This window comes from Pseudomonas sp. UBA6310, assembly GCF_002438225.1.
Taxonomy (GTDB): Bacteria; Pseudomonadota; Gammaproteobacteria; order Pseudomonadales; family Pseudomonadaceae; genus Pseudomonas_O; species Pseudomonas_O kuykendallii.
In genome coordinates this window covers 160,633-176,158 of sequence record NZ_DJTK01000035.1, presented here as the reverse complement: position 1 = coordinate 176,158, position 15,526 = coordinate 160,633, and the positions used below count along the sequence as shown (strand labels likewise).

The following is a 15,526-nucleotide window of genomic DNA, read 5'->3' as shown; positions in this document are numbered from 1 at the left end:
GTTAAAACTTCAGTTCTTGAGGCTGCTGAGCGGTGTGCGGGTGAGCGGCACCCTTGTACACCTTCAGCTTGCGATACATGTCGCGACCCAGCGGGTTCTTCGGCAGCATGCCTTTGACCGCGGTCTCGATCACACGCTCAGGGGCTTTGGCGATCAGCTTCTCGAAGTTGATCGACTTGATGCCACCCGGGAAACCGGAGTGCGAGTAGTACATTTTGTCGGTGGTTTTGGCACCGGTAACACGAACCTGCTCGGCATTGATCACGACGATGTAGTCGCCGGTATCAACGTGCGGAGTGTATTCGGGCTTGTGCTTGCCACGCAGGCGGCTGGCAATTTCGGTGGCCAGACGACCCAGGGTCTGGCCGGCAGCGTCGACGACGTACCAGTCGCGCTTAACGGTTTCCGGTTTCGCAGTAAAAGTCTTCATTCGTTATAGCCTCAGGGGCCGCCCTGAAAAATAGACGGCGAATCTTACTGAATAGTGCTTGCCCTGACAAGGTCAGGGTCGGCCGGAAACAGACGCTATCGGGGGCTCGGGTCAGCGCGTCCGCTACGGCAAAGGGTTCGGCGGGCTAGGCATCCCCACCTTCAATCCCGACGAGCTAGGCATCCCCGTCGAGAAAGCCGCGAAATTATGCCGATTACTGCAGAAATAGCAACCCGATTTTTCGTTTCCAGGCAATGGCGACGCCTTCAGAACAGTTCCATCGTCCGCGACTCCGCCCCTGGCATCGGTCCTCGGCGAGACGCCAGGCGGTCGGCCAGACGCGTCGGCTCCGGCAGTCGATAGCTGCGTCCCCAGCCCAAAACCAGCTCGACAGCCGACTGCATGGAGACCCGATGCCCCGGAGAAACGATCAGCGGACGCACCCCGTCCTTGCTGCGCAGGACCCAACCGATCATGTCTCCCCGATGCATGAGCGGCACCTTCGCGCCTCGCTGGACGGCCAGCTCGCCGTGCTCGCCACAGAGGATGTTCTTCGCCACGCCAATCGTCGGTAGCCCCGTTACCACGCCCAGATGCGAGGCGATCCCCAGGCGTCGAGGATGGGCGATCCCTTGGCCGTCGCAGACGATCAGATCGGGCACCCGCGGCAGCGATTCCAGCACCGCCAGCAATGCCGGCAGCTCGCGGAAGGACAACAGCCCCGGCACATAGGGCATGCTGGTGGGAACCCGAGCCACGGACTGCGCCAGCGGCTGCAGCGTCCGCGCGTCGAGGAGCACCGCTGCGGCGCCGGTGACGGCGCCGCCCTCCTCGAAACCGACGTCGACACCGGCGATCACCTGCAGCGGCGGATAGTCATCGACGATACGAACCTGCCCGGCAAGGGTGGTCTGCAGGGCACGGGCGTTGGCCACGCTGCCGTCCCAGCCCTGGAACACTGAATTCGCCGAAGCGACGACATCGGACATGCGCTTCTCCTCTGTGATCCGGATTGGACGAGCGCATGGCCGACGGGTTCGCTAGAGCGTGCGCGCGATGATTTCCTTCATGATCTCGTTGGTGCCGGCGTAGATGCGCTGCACCCGGGCGTCGGCCCAGGCGCGGGCAACCGGGTATTCCCACATGAAGCCGTAACCGCCATGCAACTGCACGCACTCGTCGAGCACCTTGCATTGCAGGTCGGTGCTCCAGTACTTAAGCATCGCCGCCGTCGGCACGTCGAGCTTGCCGTCCAGGTGCAGTTCGAGACAGCGATCGAGGAACACCCGACCGATCTGTATTTCCGTGGCCATTTCGGCGAGCTTGAAACGGGTGTTCTGGAAATCCGCGATGGCCTTGCCGAACGCCTTGCGCTCGCGGGTGTAATCCAGCGTCCACTTCAGCGCCGCCTCGGCCGAGGCCATGGCGCCGATGCCAACGGTCAGCCGCTCCTGGGGCAGTTCCTGCATCAGGTAGGCGAAGCCCATTCCGGCCTGGCCGAGGAGGTTTTCCTTCGGCACCCGTACATCCTGGAAGAACAGCTCGGAGGTGTCCTGCGCCTTCATGCCGACCTTTTCCAGGCGCTTGCCCTTGGAAAATCCGGGCGTTCCCGCCTCGACCAGGAACAGGCTGGTGCCCTTGGCGCCCGCCTTGGGATCGGTCTTGGCGACGACGATCACCAGGTCGGCAAGAAAACCGTTGGTGATGAAGGTCTTCGAGCCGTTGATGACGTACTCGTCGCCGTCCTCCACTGCGGTGGTCTTGACGCCCTGCAGGTCGGACCCCGCGCCTGGCTCGGTCATCGCGATCGCCGTGACCAGTTCGCCCGTCACCATCCGCGGCAGGTACTTCTGTTTCAGCGTCTCACTGCCGTAATGCAGGATGTAAGGCGCGACGATGTCCGAATGCAGCGAGAAGCCGATACCGGTCAGGCCCAGCCGGCCGACCTCCTCGATCACCACGGTGCTGTAGAGAAAATCCGCCGCCATGCCGCCGTACTCCTCCGGCAGATGCGAGCAGAGCATCCCCGCCTCGCCGGCCTTGTTCCAGAGGCTCCGGTCGATGTGACCGTCCTTCTCCCACTGCGCGTGGAACGGCACCGCCTCCTGCTCGAGGAACTTGCGCACGCTGTCGCGAAAGAGTTCGTGGTCGGAATTGAACGGGGTTCTGGGAATCATCGGATTACCTTCGGATGCGTCTGTTATTGGAGTTGTAGGCAGCATGAGCCCGAGACTGTAGGCCACGCCGACCCGCTACACACTGGACACAACCGACAAAAAATAAGACGATCCTGCCGGAACCTGACGCTTATACCCCACTATTTATCTATAAGAACAAGATCATGCCCAACGCGACCTCCGCGCCCCTGCGGGTCAGTATTCTCGCCACCGAAGGCTCCTTCGGCTCGACGCTGATGCAGGCAAAAGATTTCTTCCACATGGCCAGCGTGCGCCACGGCAAGCAGCTCGGCCTGGGCCCTACGCTGGAAATCCAGCTGGTGAGCCCCGACGGCCGCCCGGTACGAAGCTTCAGCGACGTCAGCATCCCGGTGAACGGCGGGCTGCAAGCCGCCGACGCGATCATCCTGCCGGCGTTCTGGGGCAACTTCGACGCGCTGCGCGAGCGTCATCCGCAGGTCCTGCAGTGGTTGCGCGACTGCCACGCCGCTGGAGGCGCCATCTGCGGCGAGGCCACCGGAGTGTTCTGGATGGCCGAGGCCGGGCTGCTCGATGGCAAGGAAGCGACCACCTACTGGCGCTTCCATGAGGAGTTCGCCCGCCGTTATCCGCGCGTGCATCTGAACCAGGACAAGCACCTCACCGACGCCGACAACCTCTACTGCGCCGGCGGCGTGACCTCCGCCTGCGACCTCTACATCTACCTGATCGAACGTTTCTGCGGCGCCGCGGTGGCGCAGGGCGTGTCGCGCGACATTCTCTTCGAGGTGCAACGCAGCTACACGCCGGGGAGGATCGGCTTCGGCGGACAGAAGCTGCACCAGGACGTCGCCGTGCTGCAGATCCAGCACTGGCTGGAGGAGCACTTCGCCGACAAGTTTCGCTTCGAGGACGTCGCCCGCGAACACGGCATGAGCATTCGCAATTTCATGCGCCGCTTCCAGGCCGCCACCGGCGACAAACCGCTGCATTACCTGCAACGCCTGCGCATCGAGACGGCCAAGGGCCTGCTCTCGGCGACGCGCAAGAGCATCAAGACGATCAGCTACGAAGTGGGTTACGACGACGCGAGCTTCTTCGCCCGGTTGTTCCGCCAGCACACCGAACTGTCGCCGAACCGCTATCGGCAGCAGTTTCACCACAAGGACATGTGAGCGGGCGCGAAGCTTGGGGTCGTCGGGCGACGAGCGCGGCGACCAGGACGGTCGCCGCGCCGCGGATCAGGGGCGGTGCGGGCGCGCGAGGAACTCGTGCGACTGCATTTCCAGCAGACGGCTGAGGGTGCGCTGGAACTCGAAGGTCAGCCGGCCGCCGCTGTAGAGGTCCTTCAACTCGACCTCGGCGGAGAGGATGAGCTTGACGTTGCGGTCGTAAAATTCGTCCACCAGGTTGATAAAGCGGCGCGCCATGTCGTCCTTCGCGGCGTCCATCTTCTCGACCTTCGAGACCAGCACCGCGTGGTAGATCTTGCCCAGCTCGATGTAGTCGTTCTGGCTGCGCGGGCCGTCGCAGATATCGCGGAAGTCGAACCAGGCGACGTCCTGGCAGACCCGGCGCGCATGGATCGCGCGGTTCTCGATCATCAGGTCGACATCGTCCTCGGCGTGCTCGCAGTCGTGCAGCAGGCTGACGAAGCTCTGCGCCATGAGCGCATCGACCTCGGCGGAAAGCGGCCAGTGGAATAGCTCGGCCTGCTCCAGCGCGCGCAGCCGGTAGTCGACACCGCTGTCGACGTTGACGATCTCGGTGTGCTTCTTCAACAGCTCGATGGCGGGCAAGAAGCGCGCGCGCTGCAGGCCGTCCTTGTAGAGGCCGTCGGGGACGATGTTGGAGGTCGCCACCAGGCTCACGCCGTTCTTGAACAGCTCCTCCAGCAGGGTCGCCAGGATCATCGCGTCGGTGATATCGGAGACGAAGAACTCGTCGAAGCAGATCACCCGGCTCTCGTCGGCGAAACGCTTGCCGATGATGGTCAGCGGGTTCTTCTCGCCCTTGAGAGTCTTCATTTCCTCGTGCACGCGCTTCATGAAGCGGTGGAAGTGCGTGCGGGTCTTTTCCTTGAACGGCAACGCGTCGAAGAAGGTATCGACCAGGTAGGTCTTGCCGCGGCCGACACCGCCCCAGAAGTACAGGCCCTTGATCGGCCCCTGGCGCTTCTTGCCGAACAGCTTGCCCAGCAGGCCGGATTTGTTCTGCTCCGCCACCAGGTCGTCGTACAGGCGTTGCAGGTGCCGCACAGCTGTTTCCTGCGCCGCATCGTGGAAGAAGTCGGGACGTTTCAGGTCAGCCTGATAGCGCTCAAGAGGGGTCATGGCCGGGTCGGGGTCGTGAAGCGGGGCCGACACTTTAGCGGCGGCCTCCGGGGTTGGCAATTGGCTGAGGTCGTTCAAGGCACTGTCCTCACGGTTGCAGCTAAGGCGGACGGTTGCCAGCGATGAGGGCGCCGCGAGGACCGCGGCGCTGCGTGGCGCAGGTCGTTGGAGAACGCACGCGCCACTATGTTCCGTCAGGCGGCGAGGCTGGCGAGCGCCTCGCGCAGCCGCGCCATGCCGGCATCACGCTGCGACGCGTCGGCGTAGGCCGGACTCTGCGCCAGCAGCTCGCCATCGAGCCACAGCGCGAAGTGATCGGCATCGGCGCGCAGGTCGAGCGCGTCGGCGCCCTCCTCGACCACGCGCTGGCTGGCGGCACCCGTCGCCTTGGGGTCGGCGAAGGCACGCGAGAGCAGCAGCTCTTCGCCATCGGCGGCGAGCAAGCGGAAGTGAAAGCTGCCGTCGCGCTCGCGGAAGCTGACGAACCGCGCACCCTTGGCGGCCTTCTTCTTGCCGCCGGAAGGGCCCTGTGCCTGGCTGCGGAACGAGCGCAGGCCGACCGACTCGCGCAACTGCTCGAGGAACGGCGTGGCGGTTCTGCGCGCCTTGGCGGCGCCGGCAAGGAGGATGTCCTCCAGATCGGACGGACGCTCGACCAGCGCGTGGTAGCGTTCGCGCGCCTCGCCGAGCTCGTCGTCGAGCAGCTGGAACAGGCGCTGCTTGGCTTCGCCCCAGGCCAGGCCACTGAGCAGCTCGTCACGGAAAGCCGCCAACTGGGTGGGCGTGGCGAAGGCCTGGTAGAGGGTGAACAGGTGCGAGTTGTCCGGGTCCTTCGGCTCGCCGGGGGCGCGCGAGTCGGTGACGATGCGGGCGATGGCATCCTTGAGCTGCCTGGCGCTGCCGAACAGCGGGATGGTGTTGTCGTAGCTCTTCGACATCTTGCGCCCGTCCAGGCCCGGCAGCGTCGCCACGCCCTCCTCGATCACCGCCTCGGGCAGGGTGAAGAGCTCCTTGCCGGCACCGAACAGGTGGTTGAAGCGCTGGCCGATGTCACGGGCCATTTCCACGTGCTGGATCTGGTCACGCCCGACCGGCACCTTGTGCGCATTGAACATCAGGATGTCGGCGGCCATCAGGATCGGGTAGCTGAACAGGCCCATGGTCACGCCGGCATCAGGGTCCTCGCCGTTCTCCAGGTTCTTGTCCACCGACGCCTTGTAGGCGTGCGCCCGGTTGAGCAGGCCCTTGCCGGCGACACAGGTGAGCAGCCAGGTCAGCTCGGGGATTTCCGGGATGTCCGACTGCCGGTAGAAGGTCGCGCGCTCGGGGTCCAGCCCACAGGCCAGCCAGGTGGCGGCGATCTCCAGGCGCGAGCGCTGGATGCGCAGCGGGTCGTCGCACTTGATCAGCGCGTGGTAGTCGGCGAGGAAATAGAACGAATCCGCCTGCGGATCGCGGCTTGCGACGATCGCCGGGCGAATGGCGCCGGCGTAGTTGCCCAGGTGCGGCGTGCCGGTGGTGGTGATTCCGGTGAGGATGCGTGTGGTCATGGCGTTCGCTTGTTGGCGGCGTTCGGTCAGAGGCGAGGCAGCAGCAGATCTTTCAGATCGGTCAGTTTGCCGTGAAAAAAGTGGCCGCATTCTGCCACTTTCAGCAGCTCATGGGCACGCGCCTGCGCAGCGCTCCAGTCGAACACCCGCTGCGGCTCGATCACCTCGTCCTGCTCCGGCTGGATCAGGGTGATCTGCCCGTGCGACGGCAGGACGAAGTCGGCACCCAGGCGCATCACCGCCGGCGCGATCATGAACACCTTCTGCACGGCGATGCCGCGGGCCTCGAGGCGAGCCGCCAGGCTGGCCACGACGAAGCCGCCGAAGGAGAAGCCGAGCAGCGTCAGCGGCAATCCCGGATGCTGTGCCAGCAACCAGTCGGCCGCGGCCTCGGCATCGTCCACTTCGCCCTCGCGCATGTCCGAGGCGCCGGCACTGGCACCGACGCCGCGGTAATTGAAACGCAACGTCGTGTAGCCACAATCGCGGGCGGAACGCTGCAGGGTGGAAACCACCTTGTTCAGCATGGTGCCGCCCTGGATCGGATTGGGATGGCAGACCAGCGCCAGGCCACGGGCCTCGGGCAGGTCGAGGTGAAGGGCTTCGAGTTGGCCGCAGGGGCCGTCGAGCAGCAAGGGGGTTTCGCGGCTGAGCAAGGGGGAACTCCGTGACCTCGTGGCGGGTCGACTCGTCTTGGTTGAACCCCGGCGGATTTCAGCGGACTGCGCGAAAAACCACCGGGCAGAGGGATCGCGAGATCCCTCGATCGCATCCGGCGTCGCGGTCATGAAAGCCGCGACGACAAGCCTGGCGACACGCATCGCGGTATACAGCCCAGGCCCGAGCCGGTAACGTAAAGCAAAGCCGTTTATAGAGGAAGGACTCGTGGAACAGACGCTTACGGCCTGGTTGCTACCGGCCCTCACCCTGCTCGCCGGCATCGCCATCGGTTTTCTGGTCGCCCGCCTGCTGCCGCACGCCGCGCCCAATCGCACGCAGCGTCAACTCGACGATCTGCAGGAACGCTTCGATACCTACCAGAGCGAAGTGGTCACCCACTTCAACACCACCGCCGGCCTGGTGAAGAAACTCACCCAAAGCTATCAGGACGTGCAGGAGCACCTGTCCGACGGCGCCAACCGTCTGGCCCTGGACGAGCTGACGCGCCAGCGCCTGCTCGCCGCGCTGCACGCCGACGAAGCCTACAGCCCGCGCGAACGCCTGACGCCGCCGGCGAGCGTGGAAGTGCCGAAGGACTACGCGCCGAAAAGCGCCGATACCGCCGGCACCCTGGCCGAAGGCTACGGGCTGAAGAATCGCCACTGACGTCGCAAACTGGTTGACGAAAGCCCCGCCAATGCGGGGCTTTTTGTTGGCCGCACGCGGTGAAACCGGCACCACGGAAGCTCGCCTGGCGCCTGACGCCTGACGCCTGACGCCTGACGAGAAGCGCGGCACCCGAGGCGCGCTCCAGACACGAAAAAGCCCCGCACGAGCGGGGCTTTTTTGCGGATGGCGTTCAGAACCTGTCCGGCGATCCCGCGGCTTTCAATGCCACGGGGCCGCGTGCCGGGTTAGATCGCGCCGCGCTGGCGAAGCAACTCCAGCACCTGCCTGACACCCTCTTCCAGCGAAACCTGTTCGGTATCGATGACCAGATCGGCATCCTGCGGCTCGTCGTAGACGAAGGAATCGCCCGGGATGTTGCCCTGCCCGGCGGCGTACAACCCTTGCGGATCGCGCGCGCGGCAGGCGTCCAGGGACGCCTTGACGTGCACGGTGATCAGCCGCTGCGCGCCGATGAGGGTCTTCGCCTGCTCGCGCCCTTCGGCGTCCGGGGCGACGAACGCCGCCAGCGTCAGCAGGCCGGCCTCGTTGAACTGGCGTGCCACGTGGGCGGCACGGCGCCAGTTCTCGGTGCGCCCGGAACGGTCCTGCGGCAGGCCCTTGTTCAGGTCGTGGCGCAGGTTCTGGCCGTCCAGCACGTAGACCGCGCGGCCGGAATCGAACAGCTTGCGCTCGACCGCGTAGGCCAGGGTGCTCTTGCCCGCGCCGGAAAGGCCGCTGAACAGCACGGTGGCCGGCTGCTGGCCGAAACGCGTGGCGCGCTCCTCGGTGGACACGTGCGCCAGCGCGCCGTGATGACCGCCAGCACCGCTGCCGAGCGGCTGGGCGACGATCATGCCGGCGCCGACGGTGCCGTTGGTGAGCCGGTCGATGACGATGAAGGCGCCGGTGGTGCGGTTTTGAGCGTAGCCGTCGAGGGCGATGGAGGCATCCAGCGCGATGCGCACCTTGCCGATCTCGTTGAGCGCCAGGGTGCTCGCCGGCACTTCCTGCAGTTCGTTGATATCGATCTTGTGGGCGAGGCTGGCGATCGAGCCCGGCACGTAGCTGGTGGCGCGCTTGATGTCGTATTTCTTGCCCGGCAGCATCGGCTCTTCGGCCATCCACACCAGCATGGCGTCGAAGCTGTCGACCACCTGGGGACGGTTGTCGGCGTGAACCAGCATGTCGCCGCGCGACACGTCGATCTCGTCTTCCAGGGTCAGGGTGATCGCCTGGCCAGGCCCGGCCTGCTCCAGCTCGCCCTCGTAGGTGACGATGGACTTGACCCGGCTGCCCTTGCCCGACGGCAGCACGACGACTTCGTCGCCCTTGTGCACGATGCCGCTGGCCAGGGTGCCGGCGAAGCCGCGGAAGTTCAGGTTCGGCCGGTTGACGTACTGCACCGGGAAGCGCATGTCGTCGAAGTTGCGGTCGCCGGCGATCTCCACGGTCTCGAGGATTTCCATCAGCGACTTGCCGGTGTACCAGGGCGAACGCTCGCTGCGGTTGACCACGTTATCGCCCTTGAGCGCCGACATCGGCACGAACTCGAGGGTGGTCGGCTTCAGCTGGATGTGCTCGGCGAAGGCCAGGTAATCGGCCTTGATCTGCTCGAACACCGACTGGTCGAAGCCGTTGATGTCCATCTTGTTGATCGCCACGACGATGTGGCGGATGCCCAGCAGCGAGGCGATGAAGCTGTGGCGCTTGGTCTGCGTCTGCACGCCGTAGCGCGCATCGATGAGGATGATCGCCAGGTCGCAGGTGGACGCGCCGGTGGCCATGTTGCGCGTGTACTGCTCATGGCCGGGGGTGTCGGCGATGATGAACTTGCGCTTGGCGGTGGAGAAATAGCGGTAGGCGACATCGATGGTGATGCCCTGCTCGCGCTCGGCCTGAAGACCGTCCACCAGCAGCGCCAGGTCGATGTCGTCACCGGTGGTGCCGACCTTCTTGGAGTCGCGGGTAATGGCTTCCAGATGGTCCTCGTAGATCATCTTGGAATCGTGCAGCAGGCGCCCGATCAGGGTGCTCTTGCCGTCGTCGACGTTGCCGCAGGTGAGGAAACGCAGCAGCTCCTTGCGTTCGTGCTGGGCCAGGTAGGCGAGGATGTCCTCGCTGATCAGTTCGGATTGGTGCGACATATCAAAAGTACCCCTGACGTTTTTTCTCTTCCATCGAGCCGGCGCCGTCGTGATCGATCACGCGGCCCTGGCGTTCGGAAGTCCGGGTCAGGAGCATTTCCTGGATGATGTCGGTGAGGCTGGTCGCCTCGGACTCCACCGCGCCGGTCAGCGGGTAGCAGCCGAGGGTGCGAAAACGCACCATCTTTTTCTGGATGCGGGCTTTCTCTTCGTCCGTGAGGTGCTCGAGGATGCGCTCGTCGTCGATCATCAGCAGCGTGCCGTTCTTCTCGATGACGTCGCGCTCGGCGGCGAAGTACAGCGGCACGATAGGAATCTGCTCCAGGTAGATGTACTGCCAGATATCCAGCTCAGTCCAGTTGGAGAGCGGGAACACGCGGATCGACTCGCCCTTCTTCACTTTGCCGTTGTAGACGTTCCACAGCTCCGGGCGCTGGTTCTTCGGGTCCCAGCGGTGCTTGCTGTCGCGGAAGGAATACACGCGCTCCTTGGCACGCGATTTCTCTTCGTCGCGGCGCGCGCCACCGAAGGCGGCATCGAAACCGTACTTGTCGAGGGCCTGCTTCAGCCCTTCGGTCTTCATGATGTCGGTGTGCTTGGCACTGCCGTGGGTGAAGGGGTTGATGTTCTGCGCCACGCCGTCCGGGTTGATGTGGGTGATCAGATCGAGGCCCATCTCGGCGACCATCTTGTCGCGGAAACGGTACATCTCCTGGAATTTCCAGCGCGTGTCGACGTGCATGACCGGGAACGGCAGCTTGCCGGGGAAGAAGGCCTTGCGCGCCAGATGCAGCATCACGGCGGAATCCTTGCCGATGGAATACAGCATCACCGGGTTGTCGAACTCGGCGGCGACCTCGCGAATGATGTGGATGCTCTCGGCTTCCAGCTGCTTCAGATGCGTCAGTTTGTCGACCATGGTTACTCACGGATATCGGTACATACGGCCAGACGGGCCGTGGACGAGCGCGCACTCTAGCACAGCGCCTTCTTCTATTCAGGGAGCCATCTAGATCGAAACGATCTAGCGTTATGCCCGCGGAAACGCCCGCTCAGATCGGGTTGGGGCAATCGATGAACAGGTGTTCGAGGGCGAATCGGCGCGCCAGATAATCGCCGAGCGCCTGCACGCCGTAGCGCTCCGTGGCGTGGTGGCCGGCGGCGATGAAGCTCACACCATTCTCCCGCACGCTGTGGAAGGTCTGCTCCGACGCCTCGCCGGTGAGGTACAGGTCGACGCCGGCGGCGATCGCCCGATCGATGTAGCCCTGCGCGCCGCCCGTGCACCAGGCGACGCGCTGGATCGGCGTATCGCCCTCGATCAGCAGCGGTTCGCGCAGCAGGACGTTCTGCACGCGCCGGGCGAAATCGCGCGCCGCCATGGGTTCGGCGAGCGAACCCACCAGCGCCACGTTGCGTGGATTGTCCGGCTCCAGCGGGCCCTCGACGATCAGGTCGAGCTGGCGCGCCAGCTGCACGTTGTTGCCGACCTCGGCATGCACGTCCAGCGGCAGGTGATAGGCCAGCAGGCTCATGTCGTGGGCCAGCAGGGTCTTCAGGCGGCGGCGCTTCATGCCGACCACGCAGGGGTCTTCGCTCTTCCAGAAGTAACCGTGATGGACCAGCACCACGTCCGCCTCGACCTCGGCCGCGGCGTCCAGCAGGGCCTGGCTCGCGGTCACGCCGCTGACGATCCGCTGCACCTGCGGTCGTCCTTCGACCTGCAGGCCATTGGGGCAGTAATCCTGAATGCGTGCGGCATTCAGGTAACGGTCGGCCTCTTCGACCAGGGCACTCAGGGCGACGGCCATGGGCTTCTCCACGCAAGGGTTCGGGACCTGAAGCCGGCCCGGAGGCAGGCTTCGGCAAGGGCCGTCCATACTACGGAAAAGCGCGGCAGCAGGTGAAACCGCTGCCCCTCGTTTTTACCAGGACAGCCCTTATAATGCCGCCACTTCGGGCGCCGCGCGGGGACCGATCCGCGCCGCACCGCTGCCAGTACGACCCGCGACGCCGATGCGGCGCGCTCCATTTCCCGACGAGACTTTCCTGCGATGCTCAAGGCTCTGCGCTTCTTCGCCTGGCCCCTGGTGGTGGGTTTGCTGCTGGCGATGCTGATCATTCAGCGCTATCCCGAATGGGTCGGCATGCCCAGCCACGAGGTCAACCTGCAGCAGGCGCCGATCTCCATCCTGCCGCAGCGGCAGGGCCCGGTGTCCTACGCCAGCGCGGTGGTCGCCGCGGCGCCGGCGGTGGCCAACCTGTACACCACCAAGGTGATCAACAAGGCCAGCAACCCGCTGCTCGACGACCCGCTGTTCCGCCGTTTCTTCGGTGACAACATGCCCCGCCAGCGGCGCATGGAGTCGAGCCTCGGCTCGGCGGTGATCATGAGCCACGAAGGCTACCTGCTGACCAACAACCACGTCACCGCCGGCGCCGACCAGATCATCGTGGCCCTCAAGGACGGCCGCGACGCCCTCGCCCGGGTGGTCGGCAGCGACCCGGAAACCGACCTCGCGGTACTCAAGATCGACCTGCCGAAGCTGCCCGCGATCACCCTCGGGCGCTCCGACGACATCGCCGTCGGCGACGTCGTGCTGGCCATCGGCAACCCGTTCGGCGTCGGCCAGACGGTGACCATGGGCATCATCAGCGCCACCGGCCGCTACCAGGACCAGAAGCTGAACACCTACGCCGACTTCATCCAGACCGACGCCGCGATCAACCCCGGCAACTCCGGCGGTGCGCTGGTCGACGTGCAGGGCAATCTGATCGGCATCAACACCGCGATCTTCTCCAACAGCACCAGCGGCGGCTCGCTGGGTATCGGCTTCGCCATCCCGGTGAAGCTGGCCCAGGAAGTGATGGAGGCGATCATCGAACACGGCCAGGTGATCCGCGGCTGGCTGGGGATCGAGGTGCAGCAGTTGACGCCCGAACTGGCGACCTCGTTCAAGCTGGACAGCGGCGTGCTGGTGGCCGGCGTCTATAACGGAGGTCCCGCGCAGAAGGCCGGCCTGCAACCCGGCGACGTGATCGTCAGCATCGACGGCGTGACCGCGCGGGACGGTCGCGCGGCGATGAACCAGGTCGCCCGCGTGCACCCCGGCGAGAACGTCACCATCGACGTGCTGCGCAACGGCAAGCCGCTGAGCTTCAAGGCTCCGGTCGGCGTGCGCCCGCCCCCGGCGCCCCCTGCCCCGGCCGCGACGCCGAACAAGAAGTAGGCCCGTCGCCACGAAAAAAGGCCGGGACGCACCACGCGCCCCGGCCTTTTTTTACCCGCGCTTCGCTCAGGCCTGCGGCAGGCCCAGCCCGGACAGCGCCTCGATCAGCGCCGCGTTCTGCTCCGGCGTACCGATGCTGATGCGCAGGAACTGGGCGATGCGCGGCGCCGTGAAGTGCCGCACGATGACGCCCTGCTCGCGCACCCCGGCCGCCAGCTGCGCCGCATCGCGCTGCGGATGCCGGGCGAAGACGAAGTTCGCCGCCGACGGCAGCACCTCGAAACCCAGCCCCTTCAGCTCGCCCACCAGTTTCTCGCGGCTGTCGATCACCGCCGCGCAGGTCTGCTCGAAGTACGCCCGGTCCTCGAACGCCGCCGCCGCGCCGGCGATGGCGATGCGATCCAGCGGGTAGGAGTTGAAGCTGTTCTTGACCCGCTCCAGCGCCTCGATCAACTGCGGATGACCGATCGCCAGGCCGACGCGCAACCCGGCCAGCGAGCGCGATTTCGACAAGGTCTGGCAGACCAGCAGGTTCGGGTAGCGATCCACCAGGCTCACCGCGCTCACGCCGCCGAAGTCGATGTACGCCTCGTCGACCAGCACCACCGAATCGGGGTTGGCGCCGAGCAGTCGCTCGATGGCGTCGAGACCGAGCAGGCAGCCGGTCGGCGCGTTCGGGTTGGGGAAGACGATGCCGCCGTTGGGCTGCGCGTAATCCTCGATGCGGATCTGGAACGCGTCATCCAGCGGTACGGTGCGGTAATCGATGCCGTAGAGGCCGCAATAGACCGGATAGAAGCTGTAGCTGATGTCCGGGAACAGCAGCGGCTGGTCGTGCTGGAACAGCCCGTAGAACGCGTGGGCCAGAACCTCGTCGGAACCGTTGCCGACGAAGACCTGCTCCGCGCGCACGCCATGGAACGCGGCGACAGCCTGTTTGAGGCGCTCGCCGTTTGGGTCCGGGTATAGGCGCAGGGCGTCGCCCAGCTCGGCCTGCATGGCGACGATCGCTTTCGGCGACGGGCCATAGGGGTTCTCGTTGGTGTTCAGCTTGACCAGTTTGGTCAGTTTCGGCTGCTCGCCCGGCACGTAGGGCACCAGGTTCTTGACGAAGGGGCTCCAGAATTTGCTCATCTGCCCTTCTCTCCTCGAATACGTTGCATTAGGGGTGACGGGTATCGCTTCGCTCAATGCACGAAGCTACGACCCCGCAGGGTGCGCCGTGCGCACCAGAACACTCACAAGGTGCGCACGGCGCACCCTACTCACTTGATCCGGTACTCGGCGCTGCGCGCGTGGGCGGTCAGCGACTCGCCGCGGGCCAGCACCGAGGCGGTCTTGCCCAGCTCGGAGGCGCCTTCGGCGGAGCAATGGATGATCGACGAGCGCTTCTGGAAGTCGTACACCCCCAGCGGCGAGGAGAACCGCGCGGTGCCGGAGGTCGGCAGCACGTGGTTCGGCCCCGCGCAGTAGTCGCCCAGCGCTTCGGCGGTGTAGCGCCCCATGAAGATCGCGCCGGCGTGGCGAATCTGCGGCAGCCACTGCTCCGGCTCGGCCACCGACAGCTCGAGGTGCTCGGGCGCGATACGGTTGGCGACTTCGATGGCCTGGGCCGTGTCGGCGACGTGGATCAGCGCGCCGCGACCTTCGATGGAGGCGCGGATGATCGCCTCGCGCTCCATCGTCGGCAGCAGGCGGGCGATACTTTCGGCGACGCGATCGAGGAAGGCGGCGTCCGCGCTGACCAGGATCGACTGCGCGTCCTCGTCGTGCTCGGCCTGGGAGAACAGGTCCATGGCGATCCAGTCCGGATCGGTCTGGCCGTCGCAGACGACGAGGATTTCCGAGGGACCGGCGATCATGTCGATGCCGACCTTGCCGAACACGTGGCGCTTGGCGGTGGCGACGTAGATGTTGCCGGGGCCGACGATCTTGTCCACCGGCGGCACGCTTTCGGTGCCGTAGGCCAGCGCGGCGACGGCCTGGGCGCCGCCGATGGTGAACACCCGGTCGACACCGGAAATGGCGGCGGCGGCGAGGACGATCTCGTTGATCTCGCCGCGTGGCGTCGGCACCACCATCACCACTTCCGGCACCCCGGCCACCTTGGCGGGAATCGCGTTCATCAGCACCGAGGACGGATACGAGGCCTTGCCGCCCGGCACGTAGAGCCCGGCGCGATCCAGCGGCGTGACCTTCTGCCCGAGCACCGTGCCGTCGGCCTCGGTGTAGGTCCAGGAATCCTGTTTCTGTTTCTCGTGGTAGCTGCGCACCCGCTCGGCGGCCTTCTCCAGCGCCTCGCGCTGTGCCGGGGTGATGCGCTGCAGCGCCAGCTCCAGGCGCTCGCGGGGCAG

At 65.6% G+C, this 15,526-nt stretch carries 14 protein-coding genes; 3 read left to right on the top strand and 11 right to left on the bottom strand.

Annotated elements, in window-relative coordinates:
* Nucleotide 1: 1 nt before the first annotated feature.
* The 3 genes from rplM to B3E91_RS08730 form a co-directional block, all read right to left on the bottom strand.
* Nucleotides 2-430 carry a 50S ribosomal protein L13 gene (rplM, locus tag B3E91_RS08740; RefSeq protein WP_090226511.1) on the bottom strand — a complete coding sequence of 143 codons (429 nt, stop codon included), beginning with the start codon at nucleotides 428-430 and terminating at the stop codon, nucleotides 2-4.
* 266 nt (nucleotides 431-696) lie between these two features.
* Nucleotides 697-1,419, bottom strand: a complete 723-nt coding sequence (nfi, locus tag B3E91_RS08735) for a deoxyribonuclease V (RefSeq protein WP_287029082.1) — start codon at nucleotides 1,417-1,419, stop codon at nucleotides 697-699.
* 51 nt (nucleotides 1,420-1,470) lie between these two features.
* The gene (locus B3E91_RS08730; protein ID WP_287029081.1) at nucleotides 1,471-2,607 is read right to left on the bottom strand and encodes an acyl-CoA dehydrogenase family protein; all 1,137 of its coding nucleotides are present in this window, start codon (nucleotides 2,605-2,607) and stop codon (nucleotides 1,471-1,473) included.
* Nucleotides 2,608-2,867: 260 nt separating this feature from the next.
* Here B3E91_RS08730 and B3E91_RS08725 point away from each other — a divergent pair, with 260 nt between their 5' ends.
* Nucleotides 2,868-3,761 carry a GlxA family transcriptional regulator gene (locus B3E91_RS08725; RefSeq protein ID WP_287029110.1) on the top strand — a complete coding sequence of 298 codons (894 nt, stop codon included), beginning with the start codon at nucleotides 2,868-2,870 and terminating at the stop codon, nucleotides 3,759-3,761.
* 66 nt (nucleotides 3,762-3,827) lie between these two features.
* Here B3E91_RS08725 and zapE read toward each other — a convergent pair whose 3' ends face one another.
* The 3 genes from zapE to B3E91_RS08710 form a co-directional block, all read right to left on the bottom strand.
* Nucleotides 3,828-4,919: a cell division protein ZapE gene (zapE, locus tag B3E91_RS08720; protein WP_090226500.1), complete on the bottom strand. Its 1,092-nt coding sequence runs from the start codon at nucleotides 4,917-4,919 to the stop codon at nucleotides 3,828-3,830.
* Nucleotides 4,920-5,113: 194 nt separating this feature from the next.
* The gene (locus tag B3E91_RS08715) at nucleotides 5,114-6,469 is read right to left on the bottom strand and encodes a tryptophan--tRNA ligase (RefSeq protein ID WP_287029080.1); all 1,356 of its coding nucleotides are present in this window, start codon (nucleotides 6,467-6,469) and stop codon (nucleotides 5,114-5,116) included.
* A 26-nt stretch (nucleotides 6,470-6,495) separates the two neighbouring features.
* Entirely contained in the window at nucleotides 6,496-7,125 is a 630-nt protein-coding gene (locus tag B3E91_RS08710) for an alpha/beta hydrolase (RefSeq protein ID WP_287029079.1), read from the bottom strand.
* 229 nt (nucleotides 7,126-7,354) lie between these two features.
* Here B3E91_RS08710 and B3E91_RS08705 point away from each other — a divergent pair, with 229 nt between their 5' ends.
* The gene (locus B3E91_RS08705; RefSeq protein WP_090226492.1) at nucleotides 7,355-7,795 is read left to right on the top strand and encodes a YhcB family protein; all 441 of its coding nucleotides are present in this window, start codon (nucleotides 7,355-7,357) and stop codon (nucleotides 7,793-7,795) included.
* 248 nt (nucleotides 7,796-8,043) lie between these two features.
* On the opposite strand, the gene cysN is transcribed toward B3E91_RS08705, so the two are convergent.
* The 3 genes from cysN to B3E91_RS08690 form a co-directional block, all read right to left on the bottom strand.
* A complete protein-coding gene (gene cysN / locus B3E91_RS08700; RefSeq protein ID WP_287029077.1) occupies nucleotides 8,044-9,942 on the bottom strand; it encodes a sulfate adenylyltransferase subunit CysN in 1,899 nt (632 codons plus the stop codon).
* A gap of 1 nt (nucleotide 9,943) precedes the next feature.
* Nucleotides 9,944-10,861 carry a sulfate adenylyltransferase subunit CysD gene (cysD, locus tag B3E91_RS08695; protein WP_273232568.1) on the bottom strand — a complete coding sequence of 306 codons (918 nt, stop codon included), beginning with the start codon at nucleotides 10,859-10,861 and terminating at the stop codon, nucleotides 9,944-9,946.
* A gap of 133 nt (nucleotides 10,862-10,994) precedes the next feature.
* Complete coding sequence (locus tag B3E91_RS08690) at nucleotides 10,995-11,753, bottom strand: Nif3-like dinuclear metal center hexameric protein (RefSeq protein WP_287029076.1); 759 nt, start codon at nucleotides 11,751-11,753, stop codon at nucleotides 10,995-10,997.
* Nucleotides 11,754-11,996: 243 nt separating this feature from the next.
* Between B3E91_RS08690 and algW the strand changes: the two genes are divergently transcribed.
* Nucleotides 11,997-13,172, top strand: coding sequence for a Do family serine endopeptidase AlgW (algW, locus tag B3E91_RS08685; protein ID WP_273232564.1), 1,176 nt, complete (start codon nucleotides 11,997-11,999; stop codon nucleotides 13,170-13,172).
* Between the two features lie 66 nt (nucleotides 13,173-13,238).
* Here the strand turns inward: algW and hisC are convergent, their stop codons facing one another.
* Together hisC and hisD are read right to left on the bottom strand one after the other, a co-directional pair.
* Entirely contained in the window at nucleotides 13,239-14,306 is a 1,068-nt protein-coding gene (gene hisC, locus B3E91_RS08680) for a histidinol-phosphate transaminase (RefSeq protein ID WP_287029075.1), read from the bottom strand.
* Between the two features lie 131 nt (nucleotides 14,307-14,437).
* Nucleotides 14,438-15,526: histidinol dehydrogenase (gene hisD / locus B3E91_RS08675; RefSeq protein WP_287029074.1), on the bottom strand; the 1,089-nt coding region annotated here is incomplete at its 5' end.

Bases quoted from the DNA above. Each gene is read 5' to 3' on its own strand.
- rplM (WP_090226511.1), bottom strand. From the start codon at position 430: ATGAAGACTTTTACTGCGAAACCGGAAACCGTTAAGCGCGACTGGTAC.
- nfi (WP_287029082.1), bottom strand. From the start codon at position 1,419: ATGTCCGATGTCGTCGCTTCGGCGAATTCAGTGTTCCAGGGCTGGGAC.
- B3E91_RS08730 (WP_287029081.1), bottom strand. From the start codon at position 2,607: ATGATTCCCAGAACCCCGTTCAATTCCGACCACGAACTCTTTCGCGAC.
- B3E91_RS08725 (WP_287029110.1), top strand. From the start codon at position 2,868: ATGGCCAGCGTGCGCCACGGCAAGCAGCTCGGCCTGGGCCCTACGCTG.
- zapE (WP_090226500.1), bottom strand. From the start codon at position 4,919: ATGACCCCTCTTGAGCGCTATCAGGCTGACCTGAAACGTCCCGACTTC.
- B3E91_RS08715 (WP_287029080.1), bottom strand. From the start codon at position 6,469: ATGACCACACGCATCCTCACCGGAATCACCACCACCGGCACGCCGCAC.
- cysN (WP_287029077.1), bottom strand. From the start codon at position 9,942: ATGTCGCACCAATCCGAACTGATCAGCGAGGACATCCTCGCCTACCTG.
- cysD (WP_273232568.1), bottom strand. From the start codon at position 10,861: ATGGTCGACAAACTGACGCATCTGAAGCAGCTGGAAGCCGAGAGCATC.
- B3E91_RS08690 (WP_287029076.1), bottom strand. From the start codon at position 11,753: ATGGCCGTCGCCCTGAGTGCCCTGGTCGAAGAGGCCGACCGTTACCTG.
- algW (WP_273232564.1), top strand. From the start codon at position 11,997: ATGCTCAAGGCTCTGCGCTTCTTCGCCTGGCCCCTGGTGGTGGGTTTG.
- hisC (WP_287029075.1), bottom strand. From the start codon at position 14,306: ATGAGCAAATTCTGGAGCCCCTTCGTCAAGAACCTGGTGCCCTACGTG.